We start from the raw sequence: 18,041 nt of genomic DNA on the forward strand, positions 1-18,041 counted from the left end.
GGTTGGGCGTCGTTCAACGGAGGCAAGACGAGCCAGCGCGGCGACGGCATGTCGTTCGACGTGAAGGGTCTGGACGGTGCGATCGGTGTTGACAAGCGCTTGAATCAGAACACGTTGGTGGGTGGCTCGATTGGCTTTGGCAATCAGGAGTCGAAGGCGAAGGGTCTGCCGGGCGAGTCGAAGGTCAACAGCGTGAGCGTGGGTCTGTACGGCTCGCACCTGACGGGTTCGAACTGGTTCGTCAACGGCGGTGCGTCGTACACGAATCACAGCGTGAAGACGGATCGCACGGTGGCCGCGCGTAACGCGTCGGCCCGCCTGTCGGGCAAGACGAGCGGACAGACGTTCGGCATGTTCGGTGAAGTGGGTAAGCGCTTTGAGGTGTCGGGTGTGAACATCGATCCGTCGGTGGGTGTGCGTGTGGCGTCGACGCGTTTGAAAGCGTTCGATGAGACGAACCGTGACGGATCGGGCAACGACGGTCTGAAGGTGGGCTCGCAGTCGCAGACGTCGACGCGCGGTGTGTTGGGTGTGCGTCTGTGGAGCGAAGTGGCAAGCATTGCAGGGGGCAAGGTAGCGCCGTCGCTGCGCCTGTCGTACGAGCACGAGTTCGGCAAGACGCAGAGCAGCCTGACGAACACGATCTACGGCGCGCCGAGCAGCTTCACGGTGAAGGGTCCGAAGCTGGGCAAGGACATTTTCACGGTGGACCTGGGCCTGGACATGCAGCTCAAGAAGCAACTGGAAGTGCGCGTGGGCGGTAACGTCAGCGTGCGCAAGGGCGAGAGCGCGCTGGGTGGCGGTATCTCGGCGAAGTATCGCTTCTGAGCCAGAGCGTCGACGCAGGCGGCCGGAACATCGCGTCTGCTGTCAGCGTTGAAGACAAGAAACCCGTCGTGCCTGAAAGGGCGCGACGGGTTTTTTTATGTCTCATCGCGAATGGTTGCCTCAAGGCAATGCTGTGGCGATGGGGTGTTGGGGGACTGCACATATGTTCTGTCGCATCCGCTATGTGCGTCTTTTGTGGTGATCCGCTCCCAGAAATTTCAACGAAGAGTTATCGCTCTTAAGTAGTGTTTATAAGGATTTAAGTTGGTTTTTGGGAATTTACCCAATTAATGTTAGTGGATTTACTTTATAGGAATGCGCCCAATACAAGGCGGAATTTGAAATTTCAGATATTTCTGATCCTAAAATCGATACTCCTTTGGTGACCAGTGTGCCGCTCTCAGAGTAACGGTGGACGTAGTCGTCGATTTTTGTTAATGAAATGTTGGGGGTATCAAATGCAGCGACAGAATTCAAAGGTTGGCGTGCTTCGTCAAACAAAGATCTACGTGGCAGTGGCGACGATGGCGGCAGCCGCATCATTTCCGACCATAGTCGAGGCGGATGAGAGGAAAAAAGCGCGCGTTGCCACGCAGCAAGGAAGTAGCCAGAAAATCAGCGATTGGAAGTCGCAACTCAAAGATCTGGAGACGCAGCGTAACGAGAATAACGAGGCGTATCTAAATGCAACAAGCTGGATTCATGATGCAGCATCCCTCAAAAAAATCCTAAATATTGAAGTTGAGGAAGAAAGAAATGCGGCGCTCAATGAGGTGGCCACTGCGATTTCTAATGCTCTAGGAAATGCGGGGAATGGAGGAGGTGGGGATGAGCCGACGCATATCCAGCGGGCGAGTGTGACTGATTTGAGGAATGTCAAAACACACATGGATAAAGTCTTGAACGCGGAGGCTGGTGACAAAACCGAGAGAATTCAGGAATTTAGAGATTTTCTGTCTAACACCGAGCGCTCCGGACGGGCCACAAGTGAGGCAGACCAAGCCTCGAATGCCCATCGGGAGATTTCGCAGCAGATTGCCGAAGTCAGAAAGTCCTTGAAAGACGCCGGCGAGCCCCAGGATAAGCCCGTCAACCGATACGAGTTGAGGGCCGGCGAAGACAACACCGTCAAGTGGGAAAACGATACCTTGAATGGTCTGCCCTACAGTGACGGTGTCAGCAGCCGCTCTGTCGACGAGAAAACCACTCTTGAGATCACGCATCGTTCCGGGCGTTCATCGAATCCAATCACCGGAGCGAACGATGCAAAGCGAGATGTCGGTACATTGAATGTTCTGGAGACGGCAGATCACGTGATGAAGATCGAGAATGGTCAACTGAATATCCACAAGGGCATTGAAGGTGCGGGACGCCTGGGGATTCTTGTTGGAAGAGACGGAAATCTGACATTCGAGAAAAATGGCGACGGTATTAAAGCCGCCAATGTGGAAATATTTACCGATCCTAAGGCCAATGCGATCGGAGATGGGGGTTTCATTGAGTTCCAAGATGGCACCAGCGCGGGATCTGCGTTTCTTGAGATCAATTATCGTGGAGAACTAACGTTCGATATTGGTTCCGACGCCGGTGACAGTAAGATAACAATTAAAGATGGTGGTATTGCAACCTTTGTCGGGGCCAATGCCAAGTCTTCAATTATCGGCAACTCGGGGCGGCTCGAATTCGACGGGGCACATGGCGGAATGGCGACGGTCGACAATATGCGGAATGGAACGGTGAAATTCTTCGATACAGACCTTGAACGCATGACTTTGAAAAACACTGGCACCGCATATTTGCAGGGCACGACCACTGCGAGTGAGGCTGTCGTCAGTATGCTCGGCGGCACGCTGGATGTTACGGGCGTGGGTAAGTCTACGTCCGCAAATACTTTTTCGGCGACTGACACGGGCACTGAAAAGGCCGTCACGATTGGTTCGCTGTCCGGCGTTGGCAATGTCATCGCCGGTACTACGGCCCTCACGCTTGGCTCATTGAATCGGGACGATGTATTCAACGGCCGGATTATGAAGACCGCCCCGGCGGGTCCGCAGGAGAGTGGCCTTGACAAAGCCCTTCGCGAAAGATTGGAATCGTTAAACAGGGGGCTTACCACGTCCGTCACGAAAGTCGGCACCGGTAACCTGACGTTCACGAATGACCAGAGTCAAGTCAATGCCATCAATGTTCAAAGTGGCAAGCTGACGGCGCAGCATGAAAACGCCCTCGGTTCGGGGAGCGTATCGATTGCCGCCGCAGGTGCGGTTGCCATTCAGGCTCCGAGTGTCTCGGGCGTTAAGGCAATCGAGAATGCCGGCGAAATTGATCTGGGGACGAATAGGCTCAGCGTAGAGAGCTACACGTCGAGCGCTGGCGCAAAGATCAAATCGCGTGTTGCCAAGGTCGGTGATGGCTTCGCGGGGGGCACGATTTATGTCGAGAAGGATAGCGACTTCAGCAATACGGCCTTGGCGGTTGCCGTCGACGATGGCATCAAACTTTCCGATGTCGAAAACACGTTCGAGGTGGTGACCGCTGCCGAGGGGGCGAAGGTGACCCCCGGAACGACGACGTTCGGTAGCGTTAGCGTTCCTGGCCGCGACCAGACGAATGAATCGACGAAAATCACCTCAAGGAATGCCGTCAATTTCCTTGCGGCCAACGGCCGCTACACCGCGAATAAGCGAGCGGTACTGGCGTCGGTGGATGGCGTGAGCGTTGGCGATCTGACCTCCGGCAAGATCGGCGGCAAGGTGCTCTCGGAGATGGCGCTGCAAACGGCGGATACGGCCGAACAACGTCGTTCGGCACATTTGCTCTCAGGCGAATCGCTGGTGAACAACGCTGTGGCAGCGCAAGCCGCTACCACGTCTTTCCAGCGCGGCATGCAAACGCGGATGATCGCCGGCGGGGCGATGTTCGACGACAAGACCGCGAACGGTGCGATGGTGACCGATAACGGCGTCGCGGGTTGGGCGTCGTTCAACGGAGGCAAGACGAGCCAGCGCGGCGACGGCATGTCGTTCGACGTGAAGGGTCTGGACGGTGCGATCGGTGTTGACAAGCGCCTGAATCAGAACACGTTGGTGGGTGGCTCGATTGGCTTTGGCAATCAGGAGTCGAAGGCGAAGGGTCTGCCGGGCGAGTCGAAGGTCAACAGCGTGAGCGTGGGTCTGTACGGCTCGCACCTGACTGGCGCGAACTGGTTCGTCAACGGCGCGGTGTCGTATACGAATCACAGTGTAAAGACAGATCGCACGGTGTCGGCACGTTTTGCGGCGACACGTCTGGCGGGTAAGACGAGCGGTCGGACGTTCGGCATGTTCGGTGAAGTCGGTAAGCGCTTCGACGTGTCGGGTGTGAACATCGATCCGTCGGTGGGTGTGCGCGTGGCGTCGACGCGTCTGAATGCGTTCAACGAAACGAACAGTTACAGCGAAGGCAACGACGGCCTGAAGGTGGGCTCGCAATCGCAGACCTCGACGCGCGGTGTGGTGGGCGTGCGTCTGTGGAGCGAAGTGGTGAGCATCGCGGGTGGCAAGGTGGCCCCGTCGCTGCGCCTGTCTTATGAGCGCGAGTTCGGCAAGACGCAGAGTAGCCTGACGAATGCGATCTATGGCGCGCCGCGCAGCTTCACGGTGAAGGGGCCGAAGTTGGGCAAAGATATCTTCACGGCGGATCTGGGCGTAGACATGCAGATCAAGAAGCAACTGGAGGTGCGCGCAGGCGGTAACGTCAGCGTGCGTAAGGGCGAGAGCGCGCTGGGCGGTGGTATCTCGGCGAAGTATCGCTTCTGAGCCTGAACGTTGACGTAGGCGGCCGGAGCATCACGCTTCCCGTCAGCGTTGACGACAAGAAACCCGTCGTTCCCGAAAGGGCACGGCGGTTTTTTTATTTTCGGCGTTCGGTAACGGCGCCTGCCCTTCTCGCGGAAGTGAAATGTGTTGGAGACCACGTGACGCGGGGAGGGAATGTGTCGATGGGAAACGACTTGCTTCGCTCCGTCATCCGTTGTTTGCGTGCCGCATTTTTTGCGTGATTGGGAGATTTCTGACGATGAAGTACGTTTTATTGGGATTAATCAATAGTTAAATTTCAGATTTATTGGGATTTGCCGCAAATCAACAAAAAAACGATCTCTTGGGTTAAGTATCAAATCCGAGTGTTTTTGCATCGATTTCGATAGTCCGGCTTTTAGACTTCGTGAGCCTTGACGCAGGTCGTAGTGCCGTGTCTGGAGTGCGATGAAGCAATTCATCATTTTCACGAATTAAATTGTGGATTATCGAATGCAAAAGAACCATCCGAAGTCGAACGCTCTGCGTCAGACGAAAATTTGCATGGCCGTCGCGGCTGTGGTGACGGCAGCAGCGCTGCCGGGGTATGCGGTGGCAACCCCGACGTGGGAAGAAACCAGAGAAGCAAGAGTCACTGAGCTGACAAAAGCAGAAAGCGGGCTGACCGTTGTCGCAGAGAATGCGTTACTGGAAAAGCAAACGAAGCTTGATAACGTAAAAAGATACGAAGCATTCGCTCGGCAAGTTGAGAGGATTCTCTCTGACGAGAATGTTGACGATGCGACGAAATTTTCGAATCTTAAGCCGGTGGCAGAGAGAATTAAAGTCGAAGTCAGTAGACTCGTTAAGGTGAGGGGGAGTGACGCTGCGAACAAGGCGTGGCATGCGGAATACGAAGGTTTCCTCACCGCGTTTATGCGCAAGGTGGACGACATCAGCAGTCCCGCAGAAATCAAGTCCGACCACGCCTCAAGCAAGGCGCTGAGTGCCCACGTGGAGAAAAGCGCCGTTGACGGACTTGTCGATCCTGCAAAGACAGCCGTCGTCGAAGCGCAGCAACATCTTGAACTCCTGAAGCACAAGGCTGCTTCGCTGGGCGGTGCCGCTAGCGAAGAGGAATACAAGCACCTCACCGAAAAGACGTTCCTGCTTAACGCGAACGCGGCTAATGCTGAAAAGAACAGTGGTGTCCTGACCTGGAACGATAAAAATCTGCAGACTTTCGTGAACGAAACAGCGCTGGCTGCTGGTCACGACAAGATTGTCCAGGCCGCCACCCTCGAAATCGGCAGTTTTTCGGGCGGAGCATCCGACGCGATTCATGGTGTTGCGGCAGCGCAGGGGATCAAGACTCGTGAAATCGCCACGCTTCGCGCACTCGACGGCGCCAAGCACGATGTTCAGGTTGTGGAAGGCGCTCTGAACATTCATCAGTTCATCGAAACCGAAGGCAACGGAGCGCTTTCGGTGACGCTCGGTAAAAAGGGTGTTCTGCACTTCGAGGACCAAGCCAAAGATGCCAGAGGTGGCATCAAGGGCGATAACGTGACGCTGGTCGCTGGGAGCGCTGACGTTGCGGTTGCCATTAACAAGGCGGATGAGGGCGCCAAGATTGCATTTGGAGATGGGACGAGCGCCGGCAACGCTAAGATCGATCTCTACAGCGGTGCCAGCTTGGAATTCAACAAGGGTTCTGATGCCGGGAACAGCAAGATCACTGTCGCTCGTGCGGTGACGAGTGAAGATGTTGCCGATCGGGTGGTCGAACGTGAGGCTGCTATGGAGGCCAACGTCCACGCCGATCTCAGCGCACTCCCGGAACTTACCGAACAGCTTGGCGCCAAGCTCGAGTTCGAAGACTCGTCTGCGGGTGAAGCCGACATTACCAATGCCGGTGCTCTCACTTTCACGGCGTCCGATCTGAGCACTGCGGAGCTGAAGAATGTGGCAGGCGGGACGGTCACCATCAAAGGCAAGGAAGTCGGTGTTTTCGACGATCAGGGCAACGAGGTTATCGACCCTGAAAACAATTTACAAAAGCAGGAGATGAAATTGTCGGACGGTGGTGCTGCCCTTGTCTTTAACCAAGGGACACTGACTGTCGAGAACACGAATCTCAATGAGGTGGCTTTGCAAAGCGCTGGCACGACGACCATTGCCAAGTCGAAGGGCGGCAAGGCAACGCTCGCAAATTGGCTGGGCGGCGATCTTGCGATCAGCGAAACGCAACTTCAAGACATGAAGCTGGTCAATGCCGGCAAGGCGACTATCACAGAGTCGGACGGCGGCAAAGCACTCATCGCCAACCTTCAAGACGGCGAACTGACTCTCACCGACACGAAGCTCCAAAGTTTGGCACTGGCCAACGAGGGCGCCGTCAAGATGACCGGCAAAACCACTGCCACCAACGCGTCGATCACATTGCATGGCGGTTCGTTGGACGTTTCTGAAATTGCGATTACCGACATTGACGCTGGCGCCGGCAAGCCTGAAAACTCGCTCACCATCGGTTCGCTGACCGGCAAGGGCGACGTGGTTACTGGCAATACGGTGCTGATGCTCGGAGAACTGGGCAACGACGACCACTTCGAAGGCAATATCTCTCGTGAAGCGGCAAAGCCGGGTACGCAGTCATATCCGAACGTTTTGCACGCGAACGTGCTGACTTCGCAACCGGTCGGCTCGAACGTGGTCAAGGTCGGCACGGGCAACCTGACGTTGTCCGGCGATCAGAGCGGTGTGACGAACCTGAGTGTTCAAGGCGGTAAGCTGACGGCAGCACATCCCAACGCGCTGGGTTCGGGGGCCGTGAACGTCGCCAAGGCGGGCACGATCGCACTGAGCACGGATGTGAGCGGCGTGAATAACCTGCAGAACGACGGCACGCTGGATCTCGGAATGAACAAGCTCGAGGTGGGCACCTACGCGTCCGAGGCGGGCGCGAAGATCAAGTCGCGCATCGAGAAAGTCGAAGGCAAGCTGAGCGGTGGCCAGATTCACGTCTCGGAAAGCAGCGATTTCGGCAACACGACGCTTGACGTTACCGCTGCCGCCGACATCGAAATTCAAGATCTCGTGGACACGTTTGAAGTGGTGAGCGCTGAAGGTGACGCAGAAGTGACCGGCGTCGAATTCACCGTGGGTAGCATCACCGGCGGTAAGCAACCGGATCCGACGATTAAGGACCCGGATGGTCCGAATGTTGGACCGGAAACACCAACTATCGAGCCGGGCACGGGCACGAAGATCACGGACAAGAACATCGTGAAGTTCTTGGCGGCCGACGGTGGTTACAGCGCCAACGAGCAAGCGGTACTGGCGTCGGTTGACGGCGCGATGGTGGGTGATCTGGCGTCGGGCAAGATCGGCGGCAAGGTGCTGTCGGCCATGGCCCTGCAAACGGCAGGCACGGAAGAGCAACGCCGTTCGGCTCGTATGCTCTCGGGTGAGTCGCTGGTGAACAACGCTGTGGCAGCGCAAGCGGCAGCGACGTCGTTCCAGCGCGGCATGCAAACGCGGATGATCGCCGGCGGGGCGATGTTCGACGACAAGACCGCGAACGGTGCGATGGTGACCGATAACGGCATCGCCGGTTGGGCGTCGTTCAACGGAGGCAAGACGAGCCAGCGCGGCGACGGCATGTCGTTCGACGTGAAGGGTCTGGACGGTGCGATCGGTGTTGACAAGCGCTTGAATCAGAACACGTTGGTGGGTGGCTCGATTGGCTTTGGCAATCAGGAGTCGAAGGCGAAGGGTCTGCCGGGCGAGTCGAAGGTCAACAGCGTGAGCGTGGGTCTGTACGGCTCGCACCTGACGGGTTCGAACTGGTTCGTCAACGGCGGTGCGTCGTACACGAATCACAGCGTGAAGACGGATCGCACGGTGGCCGCCCGTAACGCGTCGGCCCGCGTGGCGGGCAAGACGAGCGGACAGACGTTCGGCATGTTCGGTGAAGTGGGTAAGCGCTTTGAGGTGTCGGGTGTGAACATCGACCCGTCGGTGGGTGTGCGTGTGGCGTCGACGCGTTTGAAAGCGTTCGACGAGACGAACCGTGACGGATCGGGCAACGACGGTCTGAAGGTTGGCTCGCAGTCGCAGACGTCGACGCGCGGTGTGTTGGGTGTGCGTCTGTGGAGCGAAGTGGCAAGCATTGCAGGGGGCAAGGTAGCGCCGTCGCTGCGCCTGTCGTACGAGCACGAGTTCGGCAAGACGCAGAGCAGCCTGACGAATGCGATCTACGGCGCGCCGAGCAGCTTCACGGTGAAGGGTCCGAAGCTGGGCAAGGATATCTTCACGGCGGACCTGGGCCTGGACATGCAGCTCAAGAAGCAACTGGAAGTGCGCGTGGGCGGTAACGTCAGCGTGCGTAAGGGCGAGAGCGCGCTGGGCGGTGGTATCTCGGCGAAGTATCGCTTCTAAGGCAGTCGGCAGGACGCTTTCCTCGTGAGGGGAAGGCGTGGATCTTTCCCAACGGGATCTGGGTGACGCGTCGGACAGTCTTGATCGATGCGTCGACCGTTTAATGCCATTGGGTCAAAACCCCCGTTACTCATCGGTAACGGGGGTTTTTTACATTTGAATGCGAGCGCCTTGGGATGAAATAGAAAAATCGAAAATGACGTTAGATCGGATAACTGATGATTCACCATCGGATGAACGGGCCACATTCGTTCAATGTGCAATCTACGGCTCAATGAGTCATTCCGTCATGGGGCGTGAATTTGATGGAGAAGCGCTAGAAAATTGGCTTGCTTTGGTGGAATTCAATAATATCATCGTGGTGAGTGGTGATTCGCGCCATAAATTTCATGGGATATGTCCCAAGATCGGGTTTTTGGATGGGGGATTTCCCAATGCGGCATCCCGAAGACTGTTAATACGTTAATTGCGTCCTACGATTCATGTCACTCATCGAATGCAACGCAACTTGCGTGTTGTTGTTCGATATCTGCCAATCACGAATTGAAGAGGGACGTAGCGCATGAATGCAAACCGTATCGACGTAGCAGCACAGACGTATCAGCACGATAAGGCGGACGCAATGGCGCGCCGACTGCATCGCACCGCGATGGCGGGCGCGGCGGCTCTGGTGTTGACGGGCGGTACGCTTGCTTCCGGCGGCGTGGCTGCGGAGGTTCTCAGTGAAATGACGGTCGAAGAAAAGAAGCGGCCGCGATTTGCTGATATCGCGCGACGCTTTGTGACGCCGGACTTCCTCGAATCGCGCAGGGATCGTGCGCATGCGAACCGTTTGCTCGACGAGCAGGTTGCGCGTGTGGCGCAAGCCAATCGGGACGTCGCCACGGTGAAAATGCGTTCCGACGCCGCAAGCAAGCAGTTGGATAAGGTGCGAGAAGGGTTGAACGTGTGGGAGAGACTCGTCAGATCACCGCAAAGGCTCATTGACGCAGAGAATGCGAAACGTGAAGCGGAAAGCGCCTTGAAATCTGCGCAGGACAATCTCGCGGCCGAGAAGGCAGGGAAGAAGGAACGTATCGAAGCGGTAGCTAAGGCAACGTTGCGCACGGTGGCGGCTGACGCGAAGCGAGAAGAGATGAGGGAATTCAGAGCCGAGACAATCAAGGCGTTGCGAGACGATGCGTCTGCACAGAAAGAAACAGACGTGCCGAAGCTCGATGAGCAAGCGGAATCTGGCATCGTCGATAGAAACACGAGCGGGAAGAACGAGGACAGTGGGGAGCCGGAAGCCCCGACGCCCGAGAGTGGCACGGTCGAGTCTGACGATCTCGCTGCCGATTCGCTTGAAAATCCGGCTGAAGAAGATGCCCTTGGGCAACCGCAGGTCGACCCGGTAGCACAAGCTATGGCCTCGGGCGTGGTCTTGACTCAAATGGCCAACGCCGCGCAACAGAATGCCGACCTGTTCCGCAGGGGTATGCAAGACCGTCTGTCGGGCGACGATGCGTTTATGCAGCCGACGGACATCGAATCGACGGCGAGCGGCATCTCCACCTGGGCGCAAGCCATGGGCGCTCAGACGACCGGACGGGCGCGCGGTGATATTGCGGGCTTCTCCATGCGCGGTGCCGGTATTGTGACGGGCGTCGACGTTAAGAAGAACAACACGCGAGTCGGTGTGGCAGTAGGCTACGGCGATGCGACCGCCGACGCCAGAGGCGAGAATAGTCAGAGCGCCTCGTCGAAGGTGAGCACGTACAGCGTCGGTCTGTATGGCGCCCACGAAGTCGATGGCTGGTTCGCTAACGGTGGTGTGTCGTATAGCGCGCACAGCATCAAGAGCCAGCGTGCGCCGAAACTGGATGGCGAAGTCTATGGCCTGAGCGGCAAGACGAACGCTACGACCGTGGGCGGCTTCGCACAGTTCGGCAAGCACATCGTCACACGCGCCGTGAACATCGATCCGAGCATCACCCTCAAGGTGTCGAACACCTCGGTGAAGGGCTTCACCGAAAACGGCGATGCCGGTCTCAAGGTCGACGGCAGCAACTTCAACTCGGCACGGGTGGGCATTGGCGCGCGTCTGTGGAAGGCGTTCGGCGACGAGTCGCACAGCGTCACGCCGTCGCTGCGTATTTCTTACGAGCGCGAACTGGCGCATGCCGCGCCGTCGATGGACGTGGCACTCGCCAACGCCGCGAATGCCGGCAAGATGACCGTCACGGGCAACAAGTTGGGCCGCGATATCGTGAGCGCGGAAACCAGCGTCGACGTGAAGCTCGGCAAGAAGCTCTCGCTTCGCGGTGGCGTGAACGGCAGCGTGCGCCAAGGTCAAACGCAAGCCGGCGTGGCCGGTTCGCTCAAGTACGTCTGGTAATCCTGGTGTGAGAGGTGCCGGCTTGTGCCGGTGCCCACTTCGCAAGGTAGTTGCAGTAGCAGTCGCAGTAAAGGAGAAGCCGTCCGGCAATACGCCGGACGGCTTTTTTCGTCTTGCGGATTCGCGCTTACCTCACCCGCGATCAGAACGAGTGCGACACCCCGATATAAGCACCGGTCTGGCTCTTGCCTGCGGGCGGGTTATCGAGCGAGTCGCTCGGAATGGCCGCGACGGAGAAGCTCTGATTTGCGCTGTTCTTGACATAAGCGACCGTGCCGTACAGGAACGTGCGCTTCGACAGGTTGTACGTCGTGCCCAGCTCGAACATCGTGGCGTGACCAAAGCCGCCCGGCACATTCACGTGATACACCGCCGCATTCGCGGCCCACACCTGGGTCGCCTGATACTTCACGCCAGCCCAATAGTGATCGGCGCGTGTCGCGAAATCGGGGGCCGGCGCGTCCGGGGCGGACATATGGGTGTAGCCCAGCGAAATCGTGAAACGGTTCAGGAACACGTTCGCGCCGGCGAAGTATTCGCGCGACGTGGCGAAGACATCGGTGAAGCGTCCGTTGGTGTCGCGGATTTCGTCGTACAACGCCCGCAACTGGAACCGGTCATGCGTGTACGTCAACTGTGCCCCCATGCCCCGGCCGTTATTGAACTGCCCGGCGATGTTGGAGAACGCGTACTGACCCGCGACATCGAAGCCGTACCAGTTCGGGCTTTGATAGTTGACGGTATTGCTCGCCTGCGGCCAGTTACGTCCTCGCACGAGCGACGCCGAGGAAAACGCCTGCTGTTGGAACGGATCGAAGTCCCAGACGCCGTTGCTGATGAACAGATTGCGGCCGAGCGTCAATTGCCCCCACGAGCGGGAGTTCAGACCGACCAGTGCGCGCCGGTCGAAGATCGATCCCGAGCCGTTGTTGTTGAAGCCGTTCATCAACTGGAATCCGCCTTCCAGATTGAATACGGCATGCAATCCCTGTCCGAGGTCTTCGTAGCCGCGCAGGCCGAACAGGCTGGTGCCGTAGTCGCCACCTTGCGCACTCCAGCGCGATGCGGTGCCGCCTTTACCGTCCTGCAGGTTGTTCATGAATTGAAAGCCGCCATCCACGCGGCCATAAAGCTGCACACTCGATTGCGCGTGCGCAAACGTGCCGATACCGCAAAGCAGGCTTGCTGCAATGAGCTTCTTTTTCATGGTCTGTTCCCCAGGTTGCGTTTTGCCCCGCACCTTCCTTGCGTGGTTATGTCCGTCGTCGTCGCGCGGCGCCCGAGCGAGGGCGATGCGAAAGGTCGGCGGGAAAGCCTGAAATTTCGTTACGAGTGACGAGAAATAGGCAAGCGGGAACGCCTGGGCAACGGGCACCGCATGAGGAGGTGCGGGCGGTTGCGAGTGATGCCGTCACGCTCTGGTCGTCAGAGATCGTTGTCATGGCAGTCCACTGGCGTAGGACCTGCGACAGCGTGGCGCAAGCTCGGATTGTCTTGCGCGCGGCCGTGCGGCCGGGAGCGGTTGGTGAGGGGCCGGCGCAGCGTCGCATAGGTCGTAGTGCGACGCAACGGGCACCCATCACCCGGATGGCTTCTGTTATATCCGATTTCCCCGGCACGCAACATCGGGGAAAGGCTTAGTCGCCCGATTGTTGCTTAACCGCAACCGAAATGGCGCGCACGGCGAGACAAGTTCGAGTCGACCCGCTTCAGCCGGCTGTTTCAGTCCGGTGCGCCGAAGGCTTCCATCTTGCTCGCCAGGTGCGTCAGCAACCGGTTGGCGGCACCTGACAGCCGCCGGCCGGCGCGGGTGACGAGGTGCGCCTCCGCCTTATTGAGAATCGGGTGATCGACCGGCAGCGCGCGCAACACGCCGGCCTCGATCTCCTGCGACACGGCAAACGCGGGGAGAAATGTCGCGCCCAGTCCCGCACGCACGAAATGCTTGAGGACGGAAATCGAGTTGGTCGTGACCGCGGGCGTGAGCCGATGCTTTTCCGACTGCTCGGCCAGTTCCATCAGTTGGCGCGTGCCGTAAGCCCCGTGCATGAGGGCGAGTGGCACGTCGTAGAGCGCATCGAGCCGGAGCGCTCCCGTCTCGTCCATTCGCGCGATCAGCGGGGAGTCGGGCGCGACGATGGCGTGCACCGGCTGACGCATCTGTGCGCGCGACACGATCTTGGGTTCGGCCGGCGGGTTGTAGACGAGCCCGATGTCCGCATCGTCCTCGGCCACGAGTCGCATGACCTCGTTGGTGCCCGCCAGATCGAGCGTTAGTGTGATGTCGGGATAGCGCTTGCAGAAGTACTGCAACGGTGCACCCATCAGGTCGCTGACGAATCCCTCGCCGACAGCCAGCCGGATGTGGCCGCGCCGCAGCCCGCGGACTTCCTGCAACTTGGCAAGCAAGTCCTCCTGGTGCGCGCGCTGCTCCCGGTAGTACTCCATGAGCAGCCGTCCGGCCTGCGTCAGGTGGACGCCGCGCTTGTGGCGTTCGATGAGCGGCAGCGCCAGTTCGGCTTCCAGTAATGCGATCTGGCGGCTGACGGCAGAGGGGGCGATGTCGAGCCTGTCGGCGGCGGCGCGCACGGTGCCGCATTGGACGGCTTCGAACAGATACGCCAGACGGCTTTCGGTGATGGCAGGTGTCATACCCTAAAGACTAATTTTTAGAACAAAAATCTTCAAGCGTTGTCATTGAGCGTCGTTTTTTTTCAATTCACACTGCGAAACATGCGGATCGGCCCCTCTGCTGGGCAACGAACCCAGGCGAGGCCTGGTGGAGGTGGTCCGATTCCGCGCCAGTTTCAGAGCCGCCGGCCCGCACAGGGATAACGGGGGCGAGCGTCCTCGGGCCGCCAGGATCGGCGCCGGGTCACATCGGAGACACCAGATGATTCCTCCGCGCAACACGCGATTTGGCGTCGATCATCCGCTGGTCACGGTGCATGACCACCCGCGGCGCCTGACGCACTACGAGCGCATGGGCTTTTCCCCGTCGCCGGTGTCGTATCACCCGTGGGGCACGGTCACCGCGCTCATGATGTTCGGCGACAACTTCATCGAATTGATCGGCGTGGACGACGCCCGCAAGTTCGGCACGCATGCGATCGGAGACTTTTGTTTCGGACGTTATCTCGGCAGTTTTCTGGCGCGCGAAGAAGGCGTTTCGCTGATTGCCCTTCACAGCAAGGACGCACGCGCCGATCACGCCCGCCTCGTGCAGGCCGGTCTCGAGACACAAGGCATCATCGATTTTCGCCGGACGATGCGCAAACCGGACGGCTCGCCCGACCAGGCCGTCGTCTCGCTTGGCCTGTTCATCGACGACTCGTTGGGTGATGCGTCGAATTTCATCTGCCAGCAACATCGGCCCGAGCTGATCTGGGTGCCCGAGTGGCAGACGCATGCGAACGGCGTGAGCAACATCATCGGCGTGACTTACGTGACGCCGGATCCCCTTTCCCTGCGCACGCTCGCCACGCGCTGGCAGCAGATATATGGCGAGCGTCACGTCGATCACTATGACGGCGGAGCCGTGGCCGACACCGGCTGCGGCCACTTGTGGGCGCTCTCGCCGCAGCGTGCCGAAGCGCGTTATGCGGCGGTCGGTTTGCCGATGGCGCATGCCGCGCGTACGCATGCCGTGGCGATCACGCTGCTGGCCCCGGATCTGGCTCACGTCGAGGCGCTGTGGCGCGAACACGGCGTGCCCTACGGCTACAACGAGCACGGGCTGGTGGTGGAGCCCGAGTTTGCGGGCAACGTCGTGCTGGAGTTCGTCAACTACCCGCACTGACGTGCCCCTGAATTTTCCAAACGGCGGCCGGACGATCCGGCCGGCGGAGCAACGCGGCGTCGCTCGTGGCGGCGGCGTCATCCTCGCAGTCAATCTGGAGTCAACATGAAAATCATCGGAGTGGTCGGACTGGGCAATATGGGACGCGGCATGGCGCTGTCGTTGCAGCGCGGCGGTTTCACAGTGCTTGGGTTCGATCCGTCGCCGGCTGCCGGTAGCGCCCTGGCCGAGGCCGGCATCGGCCTGCGGGCTTCGGTCGCCGAACTCGCCCGCGAAGCCGACGCCCTGGTGCTGTCGCTGCCGACGTCGCAAGTGGTCGAGGCCGTGGTGAACGGCGCCGACGGCATTGCCGCGAACGGCCGCGAGGGGTTGATCGTCGTCGACACGTCGACGGCCGACCCGGAAAGCACGCGCGCCCTCGCAGCCACGCTGCGCGAGAAAGGCATCGCACTGGTCGACGCACCGGTCTCCGGCGGCCCGAAAGGTGCACTGAACGGTGCACTCACGATGGTGCTGGGCGGTTCCGCAGACGACATCGCCCGTGTCGAGCCGGTGCTTGCTGCCATGTCGGCCAAGCGCGTGCACATCGGCGACGTGGGCGCGGGTCACGTGACCAAGCTCATCAACAACCTGATGTGCGCGGCCCATCTGGTCGTGGCGGGCGAAGCGATGCGTCTGGCGAAAGCCGCCGGCGTGGCGCCCGAGCAAGTGCTCGAGGGCCTGAATGCCGGTTCGGGCCGCAGTGGCGTGACGCAGACCAATTACCCGACATGGATTCTGAACGACGCGTTCGACTCGGGCTTCACGATGAAGCTCATGCGCAAGGACGTGCGCCTGGCGATGGCGCTCGCGGAGCAGACCGGCACGCTGGCCACGGGACCGCTCTCGGCCGAAGTTGGCCGTCTGTGGGCGGCGAGCGCCGCAACGGTGGGCGACGACGAGGATTTCAACCGCATCGTGCAGTTCATCGAACCGGGCCGCGCGTAATCGTTGCCGGGCGGCCGCTGGCCCCACGCGTTCGCGTTCGATATTTCTTTTTTGTTTGACGACAGGATGTGCCCCGGACGGCGCATCGCACGGAGTTTTCTCATGGCAGATCAACAAGCCGCCGCCTTGCTCGGCGCATTCGCAAAGTTCTTCCCCAACGCCACCACGATCGGCTCGTTCGTGAATGGCGAACTGGTCGAAGGCGCGGGTGAGGCGACCATCGATATCGTCAATCCGGCCACTGGCCAGACGGTGCTGACTTACCGCGATGCGGGTGCCGCCGTCGTGGCGCAGGCCGCCGAAGCCGCGCAAGCGGCGCAGAAAACCTGGTGGGCGCTGACCCACGCGGCGCGCGGCCGGGTGATGCAGGCCGTTGGCAGCAAGATCCGTGAAAATGCCGAAGCGCTCGCGCAACTCGAATCGATCGGCGCAGGCAAACCGATCCGCGATTGCCGTGGTGAAGTCGGCAAGGTGGCGGAAATGTTCGAGTACTACGCCGGCTGGACCGACAAGTTCTTCGGCGACGTGATCCCGGTGCCGAGCACGCACCTGAATTACACGCGTCGCGAAGCGATGGGCGTGGTGTTGCAGATCACGCCCTGGAACGCCCCGGTGTTCACCTGCGGCTGGCAACTCGCCCCGGCCATCGCGATGGGTAACGGCGTGCTGCTCAAGCCGTCGGAACTCACGCCGGCCAGCTCGCTCGTGGTGGCCGCGCTTGCCGAGCAGGCGGGCGTGCCGCGCGGTCTCATCAACGTGCTCGCCGGCTTCGGTCACACCACCGGTCAGGCAGCGATCTCGCATCCGGTCATCAAGAAGGTGGTGTTCGTCGGCTCGCCGGCCACGGGCAGCAAGATCGCCACGGCCGCCGCACAGCGTCTGCTGCCGAGCGTGCTCGAATTGGGCGGCAAGTCCGCCAATATCGTGTTCAATGATGCCGATCTGAAGCGCGCCTGCCTTGGCGCCCAGGCCGCCATCTTCTCGAGCGCAGGCCAAAGCTGCGTGGCGGGCTCGCGTCTGCTGGTTCAGCGCGGCGTGTACGATCAGATGATCGAGATGCTGGCACGCGGCGCGGAGAAGATTCGCGTTGGCGCGCCGCTGGACGACACCACCGAAGTCGGCCCGATCTGCAACCGCACGCAGTATCAGCACGTGATGAACATGATCGACGCAGGTGTGCAAGGCGGCGCGCGTCTGGCGGCCGGCACGCAGCAGCGCAGCGACGGCGGCTTCTTCGTGCGTCCGACCGTGCTGGCCGACGCGAACAACACGATGGGCGTGGCTCGCACCGAAATCTTCGGCCCGGTCGTCGTGGCAATTCCCTTCGACACGGAAGAGGAAGCGCTGGCGATCGCCAACGACAGCGAATTCGGTCTGGCGGGCGCCGTGTGGACGCAGGATGTCGCGCGCGCTCACCGTGTGGCCGCGCAGGTCAACGCCGGAACGTTCTGGATCAACGGTTACAAGACGATTAACGTGGCGTCGCCGTTCGGGGGGTACAACCACAGCGGTTACGGCCGCTCCAGCGGCGTGGAAGCGCTCTACGAGTACACGCAGACGAAGAGTGTGTGGGTCGAGACCGCAGCGAATCCGGCCACGCCGTTCGGCTACGTCTGATCGCGCGGCGAGGCGGACGAAGCCATCCGCGCGAATGTGCTGCCATCGAGCGTTCTGTTGTCGGGAGCGTGACGTAATCGTGTGAATTGTGTGCCGGACGAAGGTCGTGAGACCCCGTCCGGCAGGCAACCGTTCCAGCCTGCGAGATCTGGGGCCGGAACGGCAATTTTGACCGCGTATAATGCCGCCCTCGGGTGGTTCGGCGCGCAAAGCTGTT

General features: G+C 59.8%; 9 protein-coding genes and 1 pseudogene. 7 read left to right on the plus strand and 3 right to left on the minus strand.

From position 1 onward, the window contains the following. Together C266_RS13070 and C266_RS13075 are read left to right on the plus strand one after the other, a co-directional pair. Positions 1-828, plus strand: an 828-nt coding sequence (locus tag C266_RS13070; RefSeq protein WP_010805817.1) for an autotransporter outer membrane beta-barrel domain-containing protein, incomplete at its 5' end; no start/stop codon positions are given. A 458-nt stretch (positions 829-1,286) separates the two neighbouring features. Continuing rightward, the gene (locus C266_RS13075; RefSeq protein WP_168162918.1) at positions 1,287-4,625 is read left to right on the plus strand and encodes an autotransporter outer membrane beta-barrel domain-containing protein; all 3,339 of its coding nucleotides are present in this window, start codon (positions 1,287-1,289) and stop codon (positions 4,623-4,625) included. A 969-nt stretch (positions 4,626-5,594) separates the two neighbouring features. Here the strand turns inward: C266_RS13075 and C266_RS27775 are convergent. Next, positions 5,595-6,422 carry a hypothetical protein gene (locus tag C266_RS27775; RefSeq protein WP_168162919.1) on the minus strand — a complete coding sequence of 276 codons (828 nt, stop codon included), beginning with the start codon at positions 6,420-6,422 and terminating at the stop codon, positions 5,595-5,597. On the opposite strand from C266_RS27775, the gene C266_RS13080 reads away from it, so the two are divergent. Both C266_RS13080 and C266_RS13085 read left to right on the plus strand, forming a co-directional pair. Continuing rightward, positions 6,405-9,044: an autotransporter outer membrane beta-barrel domain-containing protein gene (locus C266_RS13080; protein ID WP_168162920.1), complete on the plus strand. Its 2,640-nt coding sequence runs from the start codon at positions 6,405-6,407 to the stop codon at positions 9,042-9,044. The two genes, C266_RS27775 and C266_RS13080, sit on opposite strands and share 18 nt — an antisense overlap. 562 nt (positions 9,045-9,606) lie before the next feature. Then, a complete protein-coding gene (locus tag C266_RS13085; protein ID WP_010805821.1) occupies positions 9,607-11,421 on the plus strand; it encodes an autotransporter outer membrane beta-barrel domain-containing protein in 1,815 nt (604 codons plus the stop codon). Positions 11,422-11,563: 142 nt separating this feature from the next. Here C266_RS13085 and C266_RS13090 read toward each other — a convergent pair whose 3' ends face one another. Beyond that, positions 11,564-12,628 carry a porin gene (locus C266_RS13090; protein WP_010805822.1) on the minus strand — a complete coding sequence of 355 codons (1,065 nt, stop codon included), beginning with the start codon at positions 12,626-12,628 and terminating at the stop codon, positions 11,564-11,566. A gap of 515 nt (positions 12,629-13,143) precedes the next feature. Beyond that, the gene (locus C266_RS13095) at positions 13,144-14,073 is read right to left on the minus strand and encodes a LysR family transcriptional regulator (protein WP_010805823.1); all 930 of its coding nucleotides are present in this window, start codon (positions 14,071-14,073) and stop codon (positions 13,144-13,146) included. Positions 14,074-14,314: 241 nt separating this feature from the next. Here C266_RS13095 and C266_RS13100 point away from each other — a divergent pair, with 241 nt between their 5' ends. From C266_RS13100 to C266_RS13110, 3 genes and pseudogenes are all read left to right on the plus strand, one after another. After that, positions 14,315-15,220, plus strand: coding sequence for a VOC family protein (locus C266_RS13100; RefSeq protein WP_010805824.1), 906 nt, complete (start codon positions 14,315-14,317; stop codon positions 15,218-15,220). A gap of 63 nt (positions 15,221-15,283) precedes the next feature. Next, positions 15,284-16,207: pseudogene (locus C266_RS13105) on the plus strand (NAD(P)-dependent oxidoreductase); the annotation flags it as partial. 102 nt (positions 16,208-16,309) lie between these two features. Beyond that, on the plus strand, positions 16,310-17,824 hold the full coding sequence (locus tag C266_RS13110; RefSeq protein ID WP_010805826.1) for an aldehyde dehydrogenase family protein: 1,515 nt from the start codon (positions 16,310-16,312) through the stop codon (positions 17,822-17,824). The last annotated feature ends 217 nt before the right edge of the window (positions 17,825-18,041 follow it).

The sequence above is a fragment of the Pandoraea sp. SD6-2 genome, from assembly GCF_000389825.1.
Taxonomy (GTDB): Bacteria; Pseudomonadota; Gammaproteobacteria; order Burkholderiales; family Burkholderiaceae; genus Pandoraea; species Pandoraea communis.

Bases quoted from the DNA above. Each gene is read 5' to 3' on its own strand.
- C266_RS13100 (WP_010805824.1), top strand. From the start codon at position 14,315: ATGATTCCTCCGCGCAACACGCGATTTGGCGTCGATCATCCGCTGGTC.
- C266_RS13095 (WP_010805823.1), bottom strand. From the start codon at position 14,073: ATGACACCTGCCATCACCGAAAGCCGTCTGGCGTATCTGTTCGAAGCC.
- C266_RS13110 (WP_010805826.1), top strand. From the start codon at position 16,310: ATGGCAGATCAACAAGCCGCCGCCTTGCTCGGCGCATTCGCAAAGTTC.
- C266_RS13085 (WP_010805821.1), top strand. From the start codon at position 9,607: ATGAATGCAAACCGTATCGACGTAGCAGCACAGACGTATCAGCACGAT.
- C266_RS13075 (WP_168162918.1), top strand. From the start codon at position 1,287: ATGCAGCGACAGAATTCAAAGGTTGGCGTGCTTCGTCAAACAAAGATC.
- C266_RS13090 (WP_010805822.1), bottom strand. From the start codon at position 12,628: ATGAAAAAGAAGCTCATTGCAGCAAGCCTGCTTTGCGGTATCGGCACG.
- C266_RS13080 (WP_168162920.1), top strand. From the start codon at position 6,405: ATGGAGGCCAACGTCCACGCCGATCTCAGCGCACTCCCGGAACTTACC.